At 64.0% G+C, this 19507-nt stretch carries 14 protein-coding genes; 10 read left to right on the top strand and 4 right to left on the bottom strand.

What is annotated here, in order from left to right:
- Positions 1–114: 114 nt before the first annotated feature.
- Positions 115–1056, top strand: a complete 942-nt coding sequence (locus BM408_RS03835; RefSeq protein WP_217649409.1) for a DUF808 domain-containing protein — start codon at positions 115–117, stop codon at positions 1054–1056.
- A 19-nt stretch (positions 1057–1075) separates the two neighbouring features.
- Here the strand turns inward: BM408_RS03835 and BM408_RS03830 are convergent, their stop codons facing one another.
- Positions 1076–1288: a hypothetical protein gene (locus tag BM408_RS03830; RefSeq protein ID WP_092126989.1), complete on the bottom strand. Its 213-nt coding sequence runs from the start codon at positions 1286–1288 to the stop codon at positions 1076–1078.
- Between the two features lie 58 nt (positions 1289–1346).
- On the bottom strand, positions 1347–2381 hold the full coding sequence (locus BM408_RS03825) for a LysR family transcriptional regulator (RefSeq protein ID WP_254774694.1): 1035 nt from the start codon (positions 2379–2381) through the stop codon (positions 1347–1349).
- A 461-nt stretch (positions 2382–2842) separates the two neighbouring features.
- Between BM408_RS03825 and BM408_RS03815 the strand changes: the two genes are divergently transcribed.
- From BM408_RS03815 to BM408_RS03780, 8 genes are all read left to right on the top strand, one after another.
- Positions 2843–3709, top strand: coding sequence for an alpha/beta hydrolase (locus BM408_RS03815; protein ID WP_092127367.1), 867 nt, complete (start codon positions 2843–2845; stop codon positions 3707–3709).
- A gap of 277 nt (positions 3710–3986) precedes the next feature.
- A complete protein-coding gene (locus tag BM408_RS03810; RefSeq protein WP_092126985.1) occupies positions 3987–5228 on the top strand; it encodes an efflux RND transporter periplasmic adaptor subunit in 1242 nt (413 codons plus the stop codon).
- 32 nt (positions 5229–5260) lie between these two features.
- Complete coding sequence (locus tag BM408_RS03805) at positions 5261–8494, top strand: efflux RND transporter permease subunit (protein ID WP_092126983.1); 3234 nt, start codon at positions 5261–5263, stop codon at positions 8492–8494.
- A gap of 29 nt (positions 8495–8523) precedes the next feature.
- Positions 8524–9927: an efflux transporter outer membrane subunit gene (locus BM408_RS03800; protein ID WP_092126981.1), complete on the top strand. Its 1404-nt coding sequence runs from the start codon at positions 8524–8526 to the stop codon at positions 9925–9927.
- A gap of 265 nt (positions 9928–10192) precedes the next feature.
- Complete coding sequence (locus BM408_RS03795) at positions 10193–11440, top strand: methyltransferase (RefSeq protein ID WP_092127365.1); 1248 nt, start codon at positions 10193–10195, stop codon at positions 11438–11440.
- A 20-nt stretch (positions 11441–11460) separates the two neighbouring features.
- Positions 11461–12471: a tRNA dihydrouridine synthase gene (locus BM408_RS03790; RefSeq protein ID WP_092126979.1), complete on the top strand. Its 1011-nt coding sequence runs from the start codon at positions 11461–11463 to the stop codon at positions 12469–12471.
- Positions 12472–12585: 114 nt separating this feature from the next.
- Positions 12586–13008: an RcnB family protein gene (locus BM408_RS03785; RefSeq protein ID WP_092126977.1), complete on the top strand. Its 423-nt coding sequence runs from the start codon at positions 12586–12588 to the stop codon at positions 13006–13008.
- Positions 13009–13090: 82 nt separating this feature from the next.
- The gene (locus tag BM408_RS03780) at positions 13091–13945 is read left to right on the top strand and encodes a PA4780 family RIO1-like protein kinase (RefSeq protein WP_092126975.1); all 855 of its coding nucleotides are present in this window, start codon (positions 13091–13093) and stop codon (positions 13943–13945) included.
- Here BM408_RS03780 and BM408_RS03775 read toward each other — a convergent pair.
- Positions 13942–15144 carry a multidrug effflux MFS transporter gene (locus BM408_RS03775; protein WP_092126973.1) on the bottom strand — a complete coding sequence of 401 codons (1203 nt, stop codon included), beginning with the start codon at positions 15142–15144 and terminating at the stop codon, positions 13942–13944. The two genes, BM408_RS03780 and BM408_RS03775, sit on opposite strands and share 4 nt — an antisense overlap.
- 318 nt (positions 15145–15462) lie before the next feature.
- Here BM408_RS03775 and BM408_RS03770 point away from each other — a divergent pair, with 318 nt between their 5' ends.
- Positions 15463–17877, top strand: a complete 2415-nt coding sequence (locus BM408_RS03770; RefSeq protein ID WP_092126971.1) for a glycoside hydrolase family 5 protein — start codon at positions 15463–15465, stop codon at positions 17875–17877.
- A 12-nt stretch (positions 17878–17889) separates the two neighbouring features.
- Here the strand turns inward: BM408_RS03770 and BM408_RS03765 are convergent, their stop codons facing one another.
- On the bottom strand, positions 17890–19497 hold the full coding sequence (locus tag BM408_RS03765) for a gamma-glutamyltransferase family protein (RefSeq protein WP_092127363.1): 1608 nt from the start codon (positions 19495–19497) through the stop codon (positions 17890–17892).
- Between the last annotated feature and the right edge of the window lie 10 nt (positions 19498–19507).

Below are 19507 nucleotides of genomic sequence, written 5' to 3'. Positions count from 1 at the left end.
GACATCAAATTTGGGTACAGTAGGCGACCTTTCCCGGTGCGCCACAACGACAACAGCTCAGCGCCGGATCTTGCAAGGCAAGCCTTGCATGTCTTCCTACCTCTCATAAAAATTATGGCCAGCAGTCTCCTTGCATTAATTGACGACATCGCCACCGTGCTCGACGACGTGGCAATACTCTCCAAAGTAGCCGCCAAGAAAACCGCCGGTGTGCTGGGCGACGACCTGGCGCTCAATGCCCAGCAGGTCTCGGGCGTCAAAGCCGACCGCGAACTGCCGGTTGTCTGGGCTGTGGCCAAAGGCTCTTTTGTCAACAAGGCCATCCTGGTGCCGGCGGCGCTGGCGATCAGCGCTTTTGCGCCCTGGGCGGTCACGCCGCTGCTGATGGTGGGCGGCGCCTTTCTTTGCTACGAGGGTTTTGAAAAGCTGGCGCACAAGTTCATGCACAGCGCGCACGAGCGCGCCACCGAACATGAGGCGCTGACGGCCGCACTGGCCAATCCGGCGGTTGATTTGCTGGCGCTGGAGAAAGACAAGATCAAAGGCGCGGTACGCACCGACTTCATTCTTTCGGCTGAAATCATTGCGATCACGCTGGGCACGGTGCAGGCCAGCCCTTTCATCACGCAGGTCGCCGTGCTGTGCGGCATCGCGCTTCTGATGACGGTGGGGGTTTACGGCCTGGTGGCCGGCATCGTCAAGCTTGACGACGGCGGTTTGTACCTCAGCCAGCGTGAGGGCAGCGGCGCTTTGCAGCGGCTTCAGCGAAGTGCGGGGCGCGGCATTTTGCTGACGGCGCCCTGGCTGATGAAGGGGCTCTCAGTGGCCGGTACGGCCGCGATGTTCCTGGTGGGCGGCGGTATTTTGACGCACGGCATCGCGCCTTTGCACCATGCCATCGAGGCGCTGGCGCAACAAGCGGCAGCGCTGGGTGGTGTCGGCGGGTTTGTGGCGGCCCTGACGCCGCTGTTGATGGACGCTGTCGTGGGCCTGGTTGCCGGGGCTTTGGTGTTGCTGGCAGTGACGCTGGCTAAAAAGGCCTGGCCCAAGCGCTAGACCTGCATATACCCAGGCATCAGCTTCTGGGTTTGCCCGGCCGCGCGGGTTGATCCGGCTTTGCGTGATCACTGTCGGCCTCGCCAGCCTCACCGGTGGGTTCGTTGTCTTGCACAGAAAAGGGCCAGCGGCCTTTTTGCGCCGGCGGCGCGGGCTTGGCGGCTTCCCGTGCTCGCTGCTCCAGTGCCTTGCGGCTTTCGGCGTCGGGCGCGGGTGCTTTCAGTCTGGGCATTGAAGGTCTTTCTCAAGATAAAGAAGGCGATCAAAAGAAAGCGGTCAACGCTTTCAATTCATGCCTTCACCTTAACCCTTGCAGGGGCGGGCGGCTGTAGGCTGGCGGTGACGGCGGCTGTAGGAGAGTCCGGGCCGCGGGATGCGCCGGATCTCGTGCCCGGTGCCGCGGGCAAGCTGCTCTTGCGCTGGATCAGGTCATGCTTGGCAAAGAGCTCAGCGATCCAGTCCACAAACACGCGCACCTTGTTGCTCAGGTGGCGGTTGGGCGGGTAGACCACGTGGATGGGCTTGGCCTCGGTGCACCAGCCGTTGAAGAGCGGCTCCAGCGCGCCGCTGCTGATGTGGTGCTGCACGAGGAAAGTCAGCGTCTGCAACACACCCAGGCCGGCCAGCGCGGCCGCCACCCCGGCATTCGAATCATTGACCGACAGTTGGTGGTGGCCTTCGATCTCCACTATCTCGCCGTCTTTGTGCAGCGTCACGTTGTAGAGCTTGCCGTCGCGCGGTGAAAAGTAGCGGATCAGCCGATGCCCGTCGACCAGCTGCTTCGGGTGCTCAGGCGTGCCGTGGCGTTTGAGGTAGGCCGGCGAGGCGCAAGACATTAAATAGAACTCGCCGATGCGGCGCGCCACCAGCGACTGGTCGGTGATCTCGCCGCCGCGGATCACGCAGTCGACGTTTTCCGCCAGGATGTCGATGGGCCGGTCGCTCACACCCAGCTCCAGCTGGATGTCGGGGTAGCGTGCATAAAAGTCCGGCAGAGCGGGGATCACCACCGCCATGCCCAGCGATGAGGGAATGTCCACCTTGAGCCGGCCGCGCGGACTTGCCTTGGCGCGCGACATGCTGGACTCCAGCTCTTCCATCTCGCCCAGCAGGCGGCCGGCGCGCTCGTAATAGGCGGCGCCGTCGGCGGTGACGGTGACTTTGCGTGTGGTGCGGTTCAGGAGTTTGGTGTCCAGCGACAGCTCCAGCGTCTGGATCAGCCGCGTCACGGTCGGCTTGGGCATGCCCATGGAGTCGGCCGCCTTGGTGAAGGTGCCGGCTTCCACGACCCGTACAAAGGCCTGCATTGCGGAAAACTTGTCCATGGGAAGTCCTGTCCTGGTGAAGGTTGTCAGCGGGTGTCGCGTTAAGTGATCCGCCTGCCTCGCCCCCTGGCTGTGTTGGCCATGGTGCGGCAGAAGGCTCGAAAGGTCTGTAAACGCAGCCTCATCAGGCAGGCATGGGCTGAAGGCGAGGGGCGATTGTGACGAGCCTGGACACATTCTGCGGCCGGCGCCAAATAGCCCTGACGCGCGTCAGGGATTACCCGCAGGCCATTGACCCTGCCCCGCAGGGAAGGCCGAAGCTGCGTGCCTATGCCATTCAAAAGAGTCTTCATGAGCTGGAGCCGTGGTTTGCCCTGCAGATTGCCTTTCAGGGCCTCGACATACCCCGATTGTTGCACCCGTGAAATAAAGTATGAACGGAATGGCTATTTATTAAGTGATGGCTGGCGCGTATCTTCTGCTGCATTGCAACAAACAGGAGCCCCGCGCGGTTCATCATGATGAAAAGCCACCAGCCAGCCCTTTCAGGCGCTGCCAAAGCCACAACACCCCCCTGGGTGGACAAACAGATCCAGCTGGCGCTGAAAAAGCCGCTGGACGTGCGTTTTTACGGCCGCCGCAGCAGCAAGGGCACCTCTCCCCTGGTGGTGCACTTCCACGCCGGCGCCTTTGTGGGCGGCTCGCTGGAAGGCGGCTCCTGCGTGGCCGGGCTGCTGGCCGATGCCGGCGCGGTGGTGATGTCGCTGGACTATCCGCTGGCGCCCGAGCATCCCTTCCCCAATGCCGTTGAAATGGGTTACGCCGCTTTGGTCTGGGCCTTCAAGTCCCGCCACAAGCTGGCCGGCGCCGGTGCGCCCGTGTTTGTGGCCGGTGAAGAAGCCGGCGGCAATATCGCCGCCGCCGTGGCGCTGATGGCGCGCGACCTGCATGAACCTGCACTGGCCGGGCAGATTTTGCTGTCGCCCATGCTGGACCCTTGCCTGGCCACCGCGTCGCTGCGCGATGCCGAAGCCGGCCCGGTGGGCTGCACCTGGGCCGACGGCTGGCACAACTACCTGCCGCGCCTGGAAGATGCCGGCCACCCTTATGCGGCCCCGGGCTCGGCCTACCGCCTGGCCGGCCTGCCGCCCACGCTGCTGATTACTGCGCAAGACGACCCGCTGCGCGACGAAACCCTGGCCTATGCCGCGCGGTTGCGTGCCGCCGGGCTGGCCGCGCGCGACGTCGTGCTGCCCGTGCCCACCGGCTGGCCTTGCAGCTACCTGGAGCCCGCCGGCCGCAAAACCGCCTGGGGACCGATCCTGCACGAACAGTTCAGCGGCTTTTTGAATGGCGCGCTGGCGCCGCAGGTTGAGAGCATTTCCTGAACACACATAACGATCAACTATTTTTTTCTGGAGGGAGTTTTATGCAATCCATTTACCCGGCCGTTAGCCGTTGTCGCAGCGGCCATGCAGGGCCGCAGGGCAGAAGCCCTTTGTGTTCTGGTGCTTTTTGAGGCGGTGCTTGACCTCAACTTAAGTTGAGGTTTTAGAGTCCCTGTTTCAGCGCCCCTATCAGCTACGCCGATCCGTTTAATTTTTTCAATCCGTTTTTTCTTTTTCGTTTTATCAATCCGTCAATTCACTTTTCAAGAGAACTCACATGTCATCGATCAAACTTCATACCCCCCAACGCCGTGTACTGGCGATTGCGCTGGCCGTGCTGGCGCTGACCGGCGTGACCGCCGCCATCTTCGGTGTGTCCGGCACGCGTGCCCAGTCGGGCGCACCCGGCGAGCCGCAAGCCACGCCCGTGTCGGTCGCCACCGTGGTGCAAAGCGACGTCTCCGCCTGGGACGAGTTCTCGGGCCGGCTTGAAGCGGTAGAGCGGGTGGACATCCGCTCGCGTGTGGCTGGCAACATCCAGTCCGTGCATTTCCGCGAAGGCGCACTCGTCAAGAAAGGCGACCTGCTGCTGACCATCGACCCGGCGCCTTACGCCGCCGATGTCGAGCGCGCCGACGCGCAGGTTGCCGCGGCCCAGGCCCGCGTGACCCAGGCCAAGGGCGAGCAAGAGCGCTCACAGCGCCTCTGGAGCGAGCAAGCCATTTCCAAACGCGAGTTTGACGAGCGCACCAACGGCAAGGGCGAAGCCGACGCCAACCTGCGCGCCGCGCAAGCAGCCTTGCAGACAGCGCAACTGAGCCTGGGCTATACCCAGGTGCGCGCACCGGTGTCCGGCCGTGTCGGCAAGCTGGAAGTGACCGTGGGCAACCTGGTGGCCGCAGGCCCGGGCGCACCGGTGCTGACCACGCTGGTGTCGGTGAGCCCGATCTACGCAAGCTTTGATGCCGACGAACAAGTCGTGACCAAGGCCCTGAAAGACGCAGGCGGTAATGGCGGAAATGGTGGCTCAGGCAGCCGCAACCTCGAACGCATCCCGGTGCAGATGGGAACCGCCGCCAGCACCGACACGCCGTTCGAAGGCAAGCTGCAGCTCGTCGACAACCAGGTCGATGCCCGAAGCGGCACCGTGCGCGCCCGCGCCGTGTTCGACAACAAGGATGGCCAGCTGATGCCCGGCCAGTTCGCACGCATCCGCATGGGCCAGGCCACCAAAGGCACGGCGCTGCTGATCAATGAGCGTGCCGTCGGCACCGACCAGAACAAGAAGTTTGTGCTGGTGGTGGGCGCCGACAACAAGGCCGTCTACCGTGAAGTCACGCTGGGCGCCAACATCAACGGCCTGCGCGTCGTCAAGGCTGGCCTGGCCGCCAACGAACGCATCGTCGTCAACGGCCTGCAACGCATCCGCCCCGGTGCGCTGGTGGCGCCGCAGCCGGTGGAAATGTCCGCCAAGGCCGAGCTCACCGAAAAAGCCGTGAAGGTCGCGGCCAAGTCCTGAGCCGGCTTCACACCTGAACAAGAAGAATTGCCATGAATTTATCCAAGTTTTTTATTGACCGGCCGATTTTTGCCGGCGTGCTGTCGCTGCTGATGTTCATTGCCGGACTGATCGCGCTGCGCTCGCTGCCTATCGCCGAGTACCCCGACGTGGTGCCGCCCACCGTGGTGGTGCGCGCCAACTACCCCGGCGCCAACCCCAAGGTGATTGCAGAGACTGTGGCTACGCCGCTGGAGGAATCCATCAACGGCGTGGACGGCATGCTCTACATGAGCAGCCAGGCCACCACCGACGGCCTGATGACGCTCAATGTCACCTTCAAGCTGGGCACCGACCCTGACAAGGCACAGCAGCTCGTGCAAAACCGCGTCTCGCAAGCCGAGCCGCGCCTGCCCGAAGAAGTGCGCCGCCTGGGTATCACGACCATCAAGAGCTCACCCGACCTCACGATGGTGGTGCACTTGCTCTCGCCCAACGACCGCTACGACATGACCTACCTGCGCAACTACGCGGTGCTTAATGTCAAGGACCGCCTGGCGCGCATCAACGGCGTGGGCCAGGTGCAGCTGTTCGGCTCCGGCGACTATTCGATGCGCGTCTGGCTGGACCCGCAAAAAGTGGCTGAGCGCGGCTTGTCCGCCGGTGACGTGGTGCGTGCGATCCGCGAGCAGAACATCCAGGCCGCTGCTGGTGTAGTGGGTGCTTCGCCCGGCCTGCCTGGCGTGGACATGCAACTGTCTATCAATGCCCAGGGCCGCCTGCAAAGCGAAGAAGAGTTCGGTGACATCATCGTCAAGACCGACAAGGGCGGCGCCGTGACGCGCCTGCGCGATATCTCCCGCCTGGAACTGGGCGCTTCGGACTACGCCTTGCGCTCCTTGCTGGACAACAAACAGGCTGTGGCCGTGCCGGTGTTTGCCGCGCCGGGCTCCAACGCCATCCAGATCTCGGATGACGTGCAAGCCGTCATGAAAGAGCTCAAAAAGAACATGCCCGAAGGCGTGGACTACGAAATCGTCTACGACACCACGCAGTTTGTACGTTCGTCCATCGAAGCCGTGGTGCACACGCTGCTGGAAGCCGTGGCGTTGGTCGTGCTGGTCGTGATCATCTTCTTGCAAACCTGGCGCGCCTCCATCATCCCGCTGCTGGCCGTGCCCATTTCTGTCATCGGCACTTTTGCGGTGATGCATCTCTTCGGCTTCTCGATCAACGCGCTCAGCCTGTTCGGGCTGGTGCTGGCCATCGGCATTGTGGTGGACGACGCCATCGTGGTGGTGGAGAACGTGGAACGGAATATCGAAGCGGGCTTGAGTCCGCGAGACGCGACCTACCGCGCCATGCGAGAGGTCTCCGGGCCCATTATCGCGATTGCGCTGGTGCTGATCGCTGTGTTCGTGCCACTGGCTTTCATCACCGGCCTGTCGGGCCAGTTCTATAAGCAGTTCGCACTGACGATTGCGATCTCGACCGTGATCTCGGCTGTCAACTCGCTGACGCTGTCTCCAGCCCTCGCAGCATTGCTGCTCAAGGGCCACGACGCACCCAAGGACTCGCTGACCCGCGGCATGGACAAGGTCTTCGGCCCCTTCTTCAGGGCCTTCAACAAGGCCTTTCACCGCGGTTCTGAAAATTACAGCCGTGGCGTCAAGGGTGCGATCTCGCGCAAGGCCGTGATGCTGGGCGTGTACCTGGTGCTGGTGCTGGCCACCACCGGCCTCTTCAAGGCTGTGCCCAGCGGTTTTGTTCCCGGCCAGGACAAGCAGTACCTGATCGGTTTTGCCCAGCTGCCTGACGGCGCCACGCTGGACCGCACCGAAGACGTGATCCGCCGCATCAGCGACATCGCCATGAAGCAGCCCGGCGTGGAACACGCGATTGCTTTCCCCGGCCTGTCGATCAACGGCTTCACCAACAGCTCCAACTCGGGCATTGTGTTCCTGTCGCTCAAACCGTTTGACCAGCGCAAGACCGCAGACCTGAGCGCGGGCGCCATCGCCGGCCAACTCAACGGCCAGTTTGGCGGCATCCAGGAAGCGTTTATTGCGATGTTCCCGCCGCCGCCTGTGCAGGGCCTGGGCACCACCGGCGGCTTCAAGCTGCAGCTGGAAGACCGTGGCTCGCTCGGTTATGCAGCGCTGGACGCCGCCACCAAGGCCTTCATGGCCAAGGCTTACCAGACGCCTGAGCTGGCCGGCATGTTCTCGAGCTTCCAGGTCAATGTGCCGCAGCTCTACGCCGACATCGACCGCACCAAGGCGCGCCAGCTTGGCGTGCCGGTGACCGACGTGTTCGACACCATGCAGATCTACCTGGGCAGCCTGTATGCCAACGACTTCAACAAGTTCGGCCGCACTTACAGCGTGCGTGTCCAGGCCGATGCGCCTTACCGCGCCCGTGCTGAAGACATCGGCCTGCTGAAAGTACGTTCGACCACCGGCGAAATGGTGCCGCTGTCAGCGTTGATGAAGGTCACGCCGAGCTTTGGCCCTGAACGCGCCATGCGCTACAACGGCTTCCTCTCGGCCGACATCAACGGCGGCGCCGCACCCGGCTATTCGTCGGGCCAGGCGCAGGATGCGGTTGCCCGCATCGCTGCCGAAACCCTGCCGCCCGGCATCAGCTATGAGTGGACGGACCTGACGTATCAGGAAATCATTGCCGGTAACTCCGCCATGTGGGTGTTCCCGCTGGCCCTGCTGCTGGTCTTCCTGGTGCTGGCCGCGCAGTATGAAAGCCTGACCTTGCCGATCGCCATCGTGCTGATCGTTCCCATGGGCCTGCTGGCCGCGATGCTGGGCGTGAAGCTGACCGGAGGCGACAACAACATCTTCACGCAGATCGGCTTGATTGTGCTGGTGGGGCTGTCGGCGAAGAACGCCATCCTGATTGTGGAGTTTGCGCGAGAGCTGGAGTTTGCCGGGCGTACGCCGCTGCAGGCCGCGATTGAAGCCAGCCGCCTGCGCCTGCGCCCCATCCTGATGACCTCGCTGGCCTTCATCATGGGCGTGCTGCCCCTGGTGCTGTCGACCGGCGCCGGCGCCGAAATGCGCCACGCCATGGGTGTGGCCGTGTTCTCCGGAATGATTGGCGTGACGGCTTTCGGCCTCTTCCTCACGCCGGTGTTCTACGTCACGCTGCGCCGCCTCACGGGCAACCGACCGCTCAAGCTGCATGGCGAAGTGCCGCACATCGAAGCCTTCGCAGGCGCCGGTGGTGCAGGTGCGCATGCACAGCCCGCAGCGCCCCTCAAGCTTCACGAATAACAACAAGCATCAAGTTACAGGAGTTCATCATGAACCGCACAACATCGAAACTGCGCACCGCACTGCTGCCGCTCTTGGCCGCCCTGGTGCTGGCCGGTTGCGCCACCAGCGCATCGGTTGACCCGGCCAGCATCCCTGCTGCGCCGGCGGCGTACAAAGAAAACGTCGCCACCGTTGCAGCGACACCGACTGCCCCGCAATCCCAAGGCACCTGGTGGAAGGTGTTTGCCGACCCCGTGCTCGACCAACTGGTCGAGCAGGCCGGCAATAACAACAACAGCGTGAAAGTGGCCGCCGGCCGGCTGGCCCAGGCGCGCGCCATCTTGCGCGCCACCGACGCCGACCGTCTGCCGCAAGTGGGCCTGAGCGGCGGCGCGGTGCGCCAGAGCAACATCACCACCAACCGCGTGGCGCAGACCACGGTCACGGCCGCTGCCAACTTCTCGTATGAAGTTGACCTGATCGGCAAGCTGTCGCTCAACTCCGACGCCGCGTCGCTGGACGCGAAGTCGCGTGAAGCCCTGCTGCGCAGCACCCAGCTGCTGGTGCAGGCCGACGTGGCGCAGACCTACCTGAACCTGCGCTCGCTAGACACCGAGCGCGCGTTGGTGCGCGACACGCTGCAGGCTTACCGCAACACCCTGCGCCTGACGGAAGTCCGCTTCAAGGAAGGCGATGTGGCCGAATTGGACGTGGCCCGTGTGCGCACCGAGGTGGCGGCCACTGAATCGGAAGCGCTGGCGCTGGACCGCCGCCGCGCCGAGCTGGAACACGCGCTGGCCGTGCTGGTCGGTGAAGTGGCTTCGAACTTTGCCGTCGCGCCCACCGAGTGGTCGACCGCGCTGCCGGTGATCCCGGCCGGTGTGCCCAGCACGGTGCTGGAGCGCCGCCCCGACGTGTCGGCCGCGCAAAGCACCATGCAGGCCGCACAGGCCCGCGTGGGTGTGGCCGAGGCCGCCTGGTTCCCGACCTTCTCGCTCACGGCCAACGGTGGTTATGCCGCGCCCGAGATCAAGGACCTGTTCAAGGTATCCAGCCAGGCCTGGGGTGTGGGCGCACTGCTGTCGCTGCCGATCTTTGACGGCGGCCGCCGCAAGGCCGGTGTGCAGAACGCGAATGCCGAACTCGACATCGCACTGGCCAACTACCGCGAGCAGATCCTTGTCGCCTTCAAGGACGTGGAAGACCAGCTCTCGGCTTTGCGCCTGTTGGCTGAGCAGTCTGAAGCGCAGTCGCGCTCGGTGGCTTCCGCCACCCGCGCCACGGTGCTGTCGGATTCACGCTACCGCAACGGTTTTGTGAGCCAACTGGAGCTGCTGGACGCCCAGCGCAGCGAACTGCGCAACAGGCGGCAGGCGCTGCAGGTGAAGACTTCGCAGTACCTGGCGACGGTGGGATTGATCCGGGCGCTGGGTGGCGGATGGACAGTTTGAATACCCCTCTTGAGGCTCACTGCGTGTAGCCTCCTTTCCCCTTGCAGGAGACGGGCGCCTTGGGGCCGGCGGAGCCGGACCCCGGCCCCCCTGGAGTTATCTCTCACACGCGAAAAGCGGCCTTTATGGCCGTTTTCTTCTTTTTGGTGGCGTTTGGGGCGTAGTGGGGTCTTGAAATGGCCGCAAGGTGGGGCGCCGGCGTACGCCATCTGTTAAAACAGTCGGCTGTGTCTTGTTTTCCTATTCTTTTACCTGTTTGCCCCTGATGCCTGTTTCACCCGCCGCTTCCGCTCCTTCGTCTGTCACGCCCGCCATCATCAACTGGACGGAGGGCGGTGAAGCGCGTTCAGCGCGCTGGCGTTCCGAGCGCGGTGCTGCGCCGCCCAAACGCGTGGTGATCGCCGACGACACCATGGCGGCTGATACGGCTTACCGCCTGGCTTGTGAAGGCACGGGTCTGCTCTGGCGCGGTGACTTCCAGAATGCGCGTTTGCTGCTGCAAGCGCTGGCGCGCCGCATCGACAAGCCGGCAAAACCGAAGCGCGAAAAGCGCGTTAAAGATACGAAACCTGGCGAAGCCGCCGTTGCAACGGCCGCACCGGCGCCTGTTTTCCCCGAAGCTTTTCACCTGCACCGCCAGGCGCAGGCGCAGCGCGCCCGCGTGCTCAGCATGGTGCTGATCCCGTTTGATGCGGACTACAGCATTCCTTTGCGCCGCGCGCCGGATGCCAAGAAGGCCTGCTCGGAAGCCTGGGGCCCCGCCAAGGAAGCCGCAGGTTCCTCCGTGGCATCGCTGCGTGAGTTGATGGGTTTTATCAGCTCGCACGAGTGGCGCCGCAAGGGTGTGCCCATTCCTGCCCTCGGCGAAGAGGGGCCGCACAACCGCATCCACCCGCACTACGGCGTCTTTTCCCCCGTGCGCGGTGAGTACATCGACTTGGTGGCCCAGGCGCCTGTGCCTGAGGGCACCGACGACCTGCTGGGCTTTGACATCGGCACCGGCACCGGCGTGTTGGCTGCGGTGCTGGCCTTGCGCAGCGGTGTGCAGCGTGTGGTTGCAACCGACCAGGACCCGCGTGCGCTGGCCTGCGCGCGCGACAACCTCAAACGGCTGGGTTTTCCGCAGATTGAAGTGCGCGAGGCCAACCTGTTTCCTGAAGGCAAGGCGCACATCATTGTGTGCAACCCGCCCTGGCTGCCTGCGCGCCCCGGCTCGCCGATTGAGCATGCGGTGTATGACGAAGACAGCCGCATGCTGCTGGGCTTTCTCAACGGCCTGGCCGCGCATCTGGAGCCCAAGGGTGAAGGCTGGCTGATCCTCTCGGACATCGCCGAGCACCTGGGCCTGCGCACGCGCGCATGGCTGCTTGCTGCGATAGATGCGGCCGGGCTTAAGGTGGTGGACAGGCTCGATGCACAACCGCATCACCCCAAGGCGGCTGACGCCAGCGATGCGCTGCACGCGGCGCGCGCGGCTGAAGTCACGTCGCTGTGGCGCCTGGCCGCCAAATAAATCTGAGACTTGCGAGTTCGATGGAAGCTCAATCACGCGACACCGTCTTGCTGGCCCCCATGGAAGGCCTGCTGGACTTTGTGCTGCGCGACATCCTCACCCGGGTGGGCGGCATAGACCGCTGCGTCTCCGAGTTCATCCGCATCACTGACCAGTTGCTGCCCGAGCGGGTTTTTTACCGCATCGTGCCGGAGCTGCACAACGGCGGCCGCACGCTGGCCGGCGTGCCGGTGCGCGCACAACTGCTGGGTTCAGACCCGGGCTGCATGGCGGAGAACGCCGCGCGGCTGGCAAGCCTGGGGCCGGCCGGCATCGACCTCAACTTCGGCTGCCCGGCGGCGGTGGTCAATCGCCACGGCGGCGGGGCATCGCTGCTGAGAGAGCCCGAAACCCTGACGGCGGTTGTGGGGGCGGTGCGCCGGGCCGTACCCGCACACATGCCGGTGTCGGCCAAGATGCGGCTGGGTTACGACGACGACGCACGCGCTGTTGAATGCGCGCTCGCCATCGAAGCAGGCGGCGCGGGCGAGCTGGTCGTGCACGGCCGCACCAAGGCCCAGGCCTACAGGCCACCGGCGTACTGGGAGCGGATTGCCGACATCCGCGCCGCCGTCAAAATTCCGGTCGTGGCCAACGGTGAAATCTGGACCATCGAAGATGCGCGGCGCTGCCGTGAGGTTTCTGGCTGTGACACCTTGATGATTGGCCGCGGCGCGGTGCGTGACCCGGGTCTGGGCCTGGCGATCAAGGCCGACAGACTGGGTGCGCAGGCAGCAGTGAGCTGGCCCACCTTGCTGCCGCTGATCAACGATTTCTGGCGCATCGTCTGTTCGCGGATTGAGCCGCGTGCGCGCGCCGGGCGGCTCAAGCAGTGGCTCAACTTTTTGCGCCGGCGTTTCCCGGAAGCGGAAACGGCTTACCAGGCGATCAAGACGGTGAACGACCCGGTGCTGGTAGAGGCGTGGCTGGTACAGGCGCTACGGGGCTATGTGCCTGAACAAGTTGCCGTACCCTTACCTGAAGCGGCCTGAGCCGGAAACCCCGCACACATTGCAACCAGGCTTTACACAAAGACCCCGGTGACTTTGCAACCCCTATACAGCAGGGGAACACCATGAAGACTCACCAACCCCAAAGGAGTCGACATGAAATCAACAGCCATTGTGTGTGCCATCGCCGCAGCGTCGCTGGGCTTTGCCTCGCTCTCGTTTGCGCAAGGCTATGACGGACGCGGCCCACGGGGCGAGCCACCGCGTGTGGAATATCGCGGACCTGGCGGCCCCGGCCATGGCCCGGTTTACCGTCCGGTTGACCGCCGCGTCGTGGTTGAGCATCGCCATGTCCGTGATAACCGCAACGACCGTCACTTTAACGGCCATGGCCGGCAGTTTTACCGCGGCGGTCTTATCCCGAATGAATACCGTGGCCGGCAATATGTGGTGAGCGACTGGCGCGGTCGTCACCTGCATGCGCCGCCACGCGGCCAGCAATGGGTGCAGGTTGGCGCTGACTACGCGCTGATCGCCATTGCCACGGGCGTGATCGCGCAGCTGGTGCTCAGCAACTGATCATCCTGCTCCGCACAAGAGCCTGTCCGGTTAAACGGGCGGGCTTTTTTTTGACCTTCGCCTGTAAGCGCAAAATGGCTTGATGAAAACACCCCCGAGATTGCAGTCCTTGCTCGAAGAAGGCCTGATCGACACCGTCGTGCGCCAGCTCATGAGCGGCAAGGAGGCGATGGTCTATGTGGTGCGCTGCGGAGACGAAACCCGCTGCGCCAAGGTCTACAAAGACGCGACCGAGCGCAGCTTCCGCCAGGCGGTGGACTACACCGAAAACCGCAAGGTAAAAAACACGCGCCAGGCGCGCGCCATGGCCAAGGGCACGCGCTTTGGCCGCCAAGCTACCGAAGCTGCCTGGCAAAGCGCCGAGGTTGACGCGCTCTACCGGTTGGCCGCGGCCGGTGTGCGTGTACCCAAACCCCACAACTTTTGCGACGGCGTGCTGCTGATGGAACTGGTGACGGACGAGCATGGCGATGCTGCACCGCGCTTGAACGACGTCGAATTCACCCCTGAAGATGCGCGCCTGCACCACGCAACGCTGCTCACGGAAGTGGTGCGCATGCTGTGCGCGGGTGTCGTGCACGGCGATTTGTCGGAGTTCAATATCCTGCTGGGCGTGACTGACGGCCAGCCCGGCCCGGTCATCATCGATTTGCCGCAGGCGGTGGACGCTGCAGGCAACAATCACGCGGGCCGCATGCTGTTGCGCGACGTGGCCAATTTGCGCAGTTTTTTCGGCCGCTTTGCCCCCGAGCTCTTGCACACCGACTACGGTAGTGAGATCTGGGACTTGTACCAGCGCGGCGTGCTGCAACCGGAGACGGTGCTGACCGGCCACTTCGCGCACAAGACCGGTCCGGTCAACCTGGGCGCGGTGATGGGCGAGATTGACGACGCGCGTGCCGAAGAAGCAGCGCGCCGCCTCCGCATGCAGGTTTAGGGAGCTGAGACGGATGTGGTGCGGACGCCGCCCAACGTGACGCGTGTCATCGCATAGGCCAGCAGCGCACAGCCGGCAATGCCGGCCACCATGGGCAGGGCCGTGCCGTCGGCAAACACGCCGACGGTCGCCATGACTACCGCGCCGGTGACAAATTGCAAGGTACCCATCAGCGCCGATGCGGTGCCGGCAATCGCGCCATGTTCTTCGAGTGCAAGTACTGCAGTGGTCGGAACCACCAGTCCCAGAAAACCGTAGCCCACCAGCAGCAGCGCGATCATCACGTCCAGCCGCTCAATACCCACGAGGTTCACCACCAGCAGCAACGCCATCACGGCCGCATAGCCTGTGACAGCCACCTTCACAATAGGCACCAGGCCGAAGCGCGCAGCCAGCTTGCCGGTGAATTGCGAGACGCCGATAAACGAGGCCGCATTGACGGCAAAGGCGATGCTGTATTGGCGCGGCGTGAGGCCGTAGTGGTCAATCAGCACGAAGGATGAATTGGCGAGGTAGGCAAAGAAGCTCGAAATGCCGAAAGCGCCTATGAACACCAGGCCCATGAAATGGCGGTCGCGCAGCAGCACGCCGTAGGCGGTGAGCGCGCTGCCGAAGCTGCTGTCCACGCGCTGCTCGGGCGGACGCGTTTCAGGCAAGGTGAAGCCCACCAGCAGCAAGCCGGCGGCAGCGGCTACGGTGACTGCCCAGAACACACTGCGCCAGCCGAAGGACTCAATCAAAATGCTGCCGGCCAGCGGCGCAAGGATGGGCGACACGCTGAAAACCAGCATCAGCAAGGACATCAGGCGCGCGGCGTCGTGGCCGGTGTGCAGGTCACGCACGATGGCGCGCGGCACCACCATGCCGGCGCAGGCACCCAGGCCCTGGATAAAACGCAGCACCACCAGCGTGTGGATGTCGGGCGCCAGCGCGCAGCCAATGCTGCCGGCGGCAAACAGCAGCAGACCGAAGTAGAGCGGCGCCTTGCGGCCGATCATGTCGGACACCGGGCCGTAAATGATTTGGCCTATGCCCAGCGAGATAAAGAAGGCCATCAGGCTGGCCTGCACCGCGCCCATGGAGGCACCCAGTGATTGCCCGATGGAGGGCAGGGCGGGCAGGTACATGTCGATGGCGAAGGGGCCGATGGCGGACAGCAAACCCAATACCAGGGCTGCCCGGAAGAAACTTTTTGTCATGAATGAAAGAGGGAAGTGGATCAGGCCACTCGTGCGCTGTTGACAGTGGGCCTGGCCCTGCACGAAACGGCATGATGAAAGCCGGCGTTGCAAATGCATGCATCTTGCAGGTCCGACGAAGAAAACCTGCCGCCATTGTCGCCGACCTCGCGGTTTTGCGCTGGCGCCGCGCAAAAACCTGTCAGGACTGACAGGGCCGAAAGAACCTGAAATGTAAGCGGGTCACTGCCTTGCTTCAAACTGTAATGAAGCGGAAATACCGGGCTTAACCTGAGTCTTTACAAACAAAGATGTGAAGAAAAAAGGAGAAGCCTTCCGATGCAAAGACGTGAATTTTCCCAAGCTGCGCTGGCGGCCGGCGCATTGGCCGCGCTGGGCCCTTTTACCGTGAGCCGGCTGGCGCAGGCCGCTGCCGCACGCGCTGCGGCGGGCATGCCCGCCATGGGCACGAATCTTTCGGGCATGGAATGGGCCAAGCCCGGCCTGCGCGCCAACACCAGCTCGGCTCCCAACCTGCACTTCACCGTCCCGCGCAAGGCCGACGTGGCTTATCTGGCCGCCTGCGGCTTTAGCAAAAACCGGTTGCCCATCCAGTGGGAGCTGCTGCAGCCCATGCTGCACGACACGGTTGCCAATGCCGCCGCGAAGGCCGCCATCGGCAACCCGGGCGTCTTTCATGCGGGATATGAAGCTTTCATCACTGGCGTGCTGGATGCCCATGCGGCGGCAGGCACGCGCTGCATCATCGACAACCATAACTACGGCCGCTACCAGGACTTCCGCTTTCAGCCCGACGGCTCGGTGATCGGCCTGACGGTGCCGCCCGGGGGCGTGCTCAGGCCCCACACCACCGATGCGGTGCAGATCCAGTCGCGGATTTTTTCGCTCGCACCGGGTGCGACGCTCAAACCCGCGCACTTCGCCGACTTCTGGACGCGTGCGGCCACCAAGTGGAAGAACCACCCGGGCTTTGGCGGCTACGGCCTGATGAACGAGCCGCACGACATGCCCAAGCCGGGCGGCGTCATCGCGTCAAACGAGGAGGCGGTGAAGGGCGGCGAAGACCTGACGATCTGGCCTACCTTCGCGCAGGCCGCTATCCAGGCCATACGGGCGGTCGATGCGGTCAACCCGATCTACGTGGCGGGCAACCAGTACGACTCGGCCATGGTGATAGGCACTAAAAACCCCGGCTTTCCGCTGGCGGGCGCCAACCTGATTTATGAGGTGCATATGTACCTGGACGCCTTCAGCAACGGCGCCTTCTTTGACTACGACACCGAGGTGGCCAAGAACTACAGCGCCGGTTTCGGCTCCGGTGCCATCAAGGCCTCAACCGGCGTGGACCGGTTGAAGATCGCCGTTGACTGGGCTGCTGCCAAGGGCGTGAAGCTGGCGCTCACTGAAGTCGGCATGCCGATTGATGACCCGCGTTGGGAGGCGATGTTCACGCAAGTGGCGGCTTACGCCGCGCAGTCGGGTTGTGAGCTTTACACCTGGATGGGCGGCAACCACTGGCCCATACGTAACTACGCTATCAACCACGTGCCTGGCTGGCACCAGAACAAGACGCTGGAGCCCGCCGTGTCGGGTGTGCTGAAAGCCTCAATCGGCATCGCACAGGCCACTGTGTTTGACGACGGCCCCGGCTACGCCCTGGCGGGCACACCGTTGACTATCACCGTCTATGCGCGCGGCAACCTGGCACAGCCGGTGGCGCTGACGGTGGCGTCGAACAAGGGCGGTACGTTCAGCAAGTCGCGGCTCACCATTCCTGCGGGCGCCAACGGGCAAGACAGCTTTACCTACACACCCGCCGTCAACCAGGTGGCCACGCTGACCTACACGGGTGATGGCCAGGTGCCACCGCCGCGCAAGGTGTTTTCATTGACCGACCCGGCGGCCTATGCGGCTACAAGCCTGCCTGATGCAGCACTGGCCATCATCGCCAAATACGGCGCCTGCAAATGGGAACTGGCCGACGGCTACACCGACTACCTGCTGGGCACGCCGGCTGCGGCAGGGCAGGTGGTGCGTGCGGTATCGGATTCCGGTTACGGCTCCAGCCCGGGCAATGCGATGGAGATGATCAACTGGATCAACAAGGACAACGGCGCGGCAGGCCCCATGTCGCCGCCGGTGATGCGGGTGACCAACGGCAAGAAGAACTCCGACCATGCGGTGCCGGAGTCCTTCGGCTTCTGGTGCAAAAAATCCTCCCGCATGGCGGGCGTGCAGCCCAATCCGCGCAACCGTGTTCCCTACAACATCGAAGACGCGCACTTTGCCATTGCAGCCCTCAGCGTGCCTGCGACTAACAACACGGGCGTGGTGTTCCAGGCCTCCAAGACGGAAGACCTGCAGACCTCGGAGCTGGGTTTGACCAACGGCCAGCCGCGCGCCAAATGGGTGGATTCAAAAGGCCAGACCGTGCAACTGCTGGCCCCTGCCAGGCTCGCGGCCAACACGCCGGCGGTGCTGGCACTGGTATCGGTGGCGGGCGCCCAAAAGCTGCGCCTCAACTCCGCCGAAGTCGGCAGCAGCGCCGCGACCTTCGCGCCCAGCGCCTTTACGCAGATGCTGATGGGCTGCGGTTATGTCAGCTACTACCCGCGAGAAGGCTTCCGCGGCAACCTGTATGCCGTCATCGCGGGCAAGGGCGCGCCCACGCTGACCGAACTGGCCGTGCTGGAGCAGTACCTGGCCGGCACGGCGGGCCTGGCGCTCAGGTGAGGGTCGGGGCTCTTACCAGGCTGCGATGGAACCGTCTGCGCGCGGCTCAGTGCCACCGCAGAGCACGCCATCGGCATTGCGCCAGATGATCTGCCCGCGGCCAAAGCCGACGCGGTTGGCGGACCACGTCACTTCATGGCCCAGGCCGGCAAGGCCGTGGAACAGGTGCTCGGGTGTGGAGCGCTCGATGCTTACGCGTTTGCCGCTTTCCCATTCCCAGCGCGGCGCGTCCAGCGAGGCTTGCGGGTTCAGGCCGAAGTCCACGGTGTTCATCACCATCTGCACATGGCCCTGCGGCTGCATGAAGCCGCCCATCACGCCGAAGGGGCCTACCGCTTTGCCGTCTTTGGTCAGAAAGCCCGGGATGATGGTGTGATAAGGCCGCTTGCCCGGCGCCAGGCTGTTGGGGTGTTTGGCATCGAGCGAAAAATTGTTGCCGCGGTTGTGCAGCGCGATGCCGGTGCCCGGCACCACCATGCCCGAGCCGAAGCCCATGTAGTTGCTCTGGATCAGCGAGACCATATTGCCTTCGCCGTCGGCCGTGCTCAGGTAGACCGTGCCGCCGCGCGAGGGCTCGCCCGGCATAGGCTGCAGGGCACGTGCACCTATCAGCGCGCGGCGCTCAGCCGAATAGGCGTCCGACAGCAGGTCGGCCACCGACACCCGCATGTGGGCCGGGTCGGCGATGTGCGCCAGGCCATCGGCAAAAGCCAGTTTCATGGCTTCGATCTGCAGGTGGTGGGTGCGCAGGGTGTCGCGTTCGGTGAAATCAAAACCCTTGAGGATGTTGAGCGCTATCAAGGCCACCAGGCCGTGGCCATTGGGCGGAATCTCCCAGACGTCATAACCGCGGTAGTTCACGCTGATCGGGTCGCACCAGTCGACCTGGAAGGCCGCGAGGTCCTCCTGCGTCAGGTAACCGCCGGCCGACTGCACAAAAGCCGCGATGCGTTCGGCCAGCGGGCCGCGGTAAAAACTTTCGGCGTTGGTGTCGGCAATCGATTGCAAGGTGTCGGCATGCGCGGCGGAGCGCCAGATTTCGCCCGGCTGCGGTGCGCGCTCCGGCGAAAAGGTGTCGAACCAGTGTTTGAAATACGGCTCCTTGAACGCGTCGCGAAACAGCGCCGTGGCCGTCTGCCAGGCGCCGGCCACCGTGGGTGATACCGGAAAACCTTCGCGCGCCAGTTCCACCGCGGGGGCCATCGAGGTTTTGAGTGGCAGGCGGCCAAAGCGCTGCGCCAGCGCGGCCCAGGCGGCGGGTGTGCCCGGCACCGTGACGGGCAGCGGGCCGTACTTGGGCACTTCGCTCAAACCCTGGCTGGTCAGTTTGTCGAGCGTGATGCTTTGTGGCGCGGGGCCGCTGGCGTTTAGCCCGTGCAGCTTGCCGCCGTGCCAGACCAGCGCGAAGGCATCGCCGCCTATGCCATTGGCATTGGGCTCGACCACCGTGAGCGCGGCCGCCGTCGCAATCGCCGCGTCAATCGCATTGCCGCCGGCCTGCAGCACCTGCAAGCCCGCCTGCGCGGCCAGTGGCTGTGATGTCGCCACCATGCCCTTGTTGGCATAGACCACGTTGCGGCGGGAGGCATAGGGATAGTGAAGGGCGTCGAAGGTGGGCATGGTTAAAAAG

Origin of the sequence: Polaromonas sp. YR568 (assembly GCF_900116715.1) — a bacterium.
GTDB lineage: Bacteria > Pseudomonadota > Gammaproteobacteria > Burkholderiales > Burkholderiaceae_C > Polaromonas.
This window is presented reverse-complemented; position numbering and strand designations above follow the sequence as displayed.

Excerpts from the sequence above, each read along its gene's own strand:
- BM408_RS03835 (WP_217649409.1), top strand. The coding sequence starts at position 115 with ATGGCCAGCAGTCTCCTTGCATTAATTGACGACATCGCCACCGTGCTC.
- BM408_RS03830 (WP_092126989.1), bottom strand. The coding sequence starts at position 1,288 with ATGCCCAGACTGAAAGCACCCGCGCCCGACGCCGAAAGCCGCAAGGCA.
- BM408_RS03825 (WP_254774694.1), bottom strand. The coding sequence starts at position 2,381 with ATGGACAAGTTTTCCGCAATGCAGGCCTTTGTACGGGTCGTGGAAGCC.
- BM408_RS03815 (WP_092127367.1), top strand. The coding sequence starts at position 2,843 with ATGAAAAGCCACCAGCCAGCCCTTTCAGGCGCTGCCAAAGCCACAACA.
- BM408_RS03810 (WP_092126985.1), top strand. The coding sequence starts at position 3,987 with ATGTCATCGATCAAACTTCATACCCCCCAACGCCGTGTACTGGCGATT.
- BM408_RS03805 (WP_092126983.1), top strand. The coding sequence starts at position 5,261 with ATGAATTTATCCAAGTTTTTTATTGACCGGCCGATTTTTGCCGGCGTG.
- BM408_RS03800 (WP_092126981.1), top strand. The coding sequence starts at position 8,524 with ATGAACCGCACAACATCGAAACTGCGCACCGCACTGCTGCCGCTCTTG.
- BM408_RS03795 (WP_092127365.1), top strand. The coding sequence starts at position 10,193 with ATGCCTGTTTCACCCGCCGCTTCCGCTCCTTCGTCTGTCACGCCCGCC.
- BM408_RS03790 (WP_092126979.1), top strand. The coding sequence starts at position 11,461 with ATGGAAGCTCAATCACGCGACACCGTCTTGCTGGCCCCCATGGAAGGC.
- BM408_RS03785 (WP_092126977.1), top strand. The coding sequence starts at position 12,586 with ATGAAATCAACAGCCATTGTGTGTGCCATCGCCGCAGCGTCGCTGGGC.
- BM408_RS03780 (WP_092126975.1), top strand. The coding sequence starts at position 13,091 with ATGAAAACACCCCCGAGATTGCAGTCCTTGCTCGAAGAAGGCCTGATC.
- BM408_RS03775 (WP_092126973.1), bottom strand. The coding sequence starts at position 15,144 with ATGACAAAAAGTTTCTTCCGGGCAGCCCTGGTATTGGGTTTGCTGTCC.
- BM408_RS03770 (WP_092126971.1), top strand. The coding sequence starts at position 15,463 with ATGCAAAGACGTGAATTTTCCCAAGCTGCGCTGGCGGCCGGCGCATTG.
- BM408_RS03765 (WP_092127363.1), bottom strand. The coding sequence starts at position 19,497 with ATGCCCACCTTCGACGCCCTTCACTATCCCTATGCCTCCCGCCGCAAC.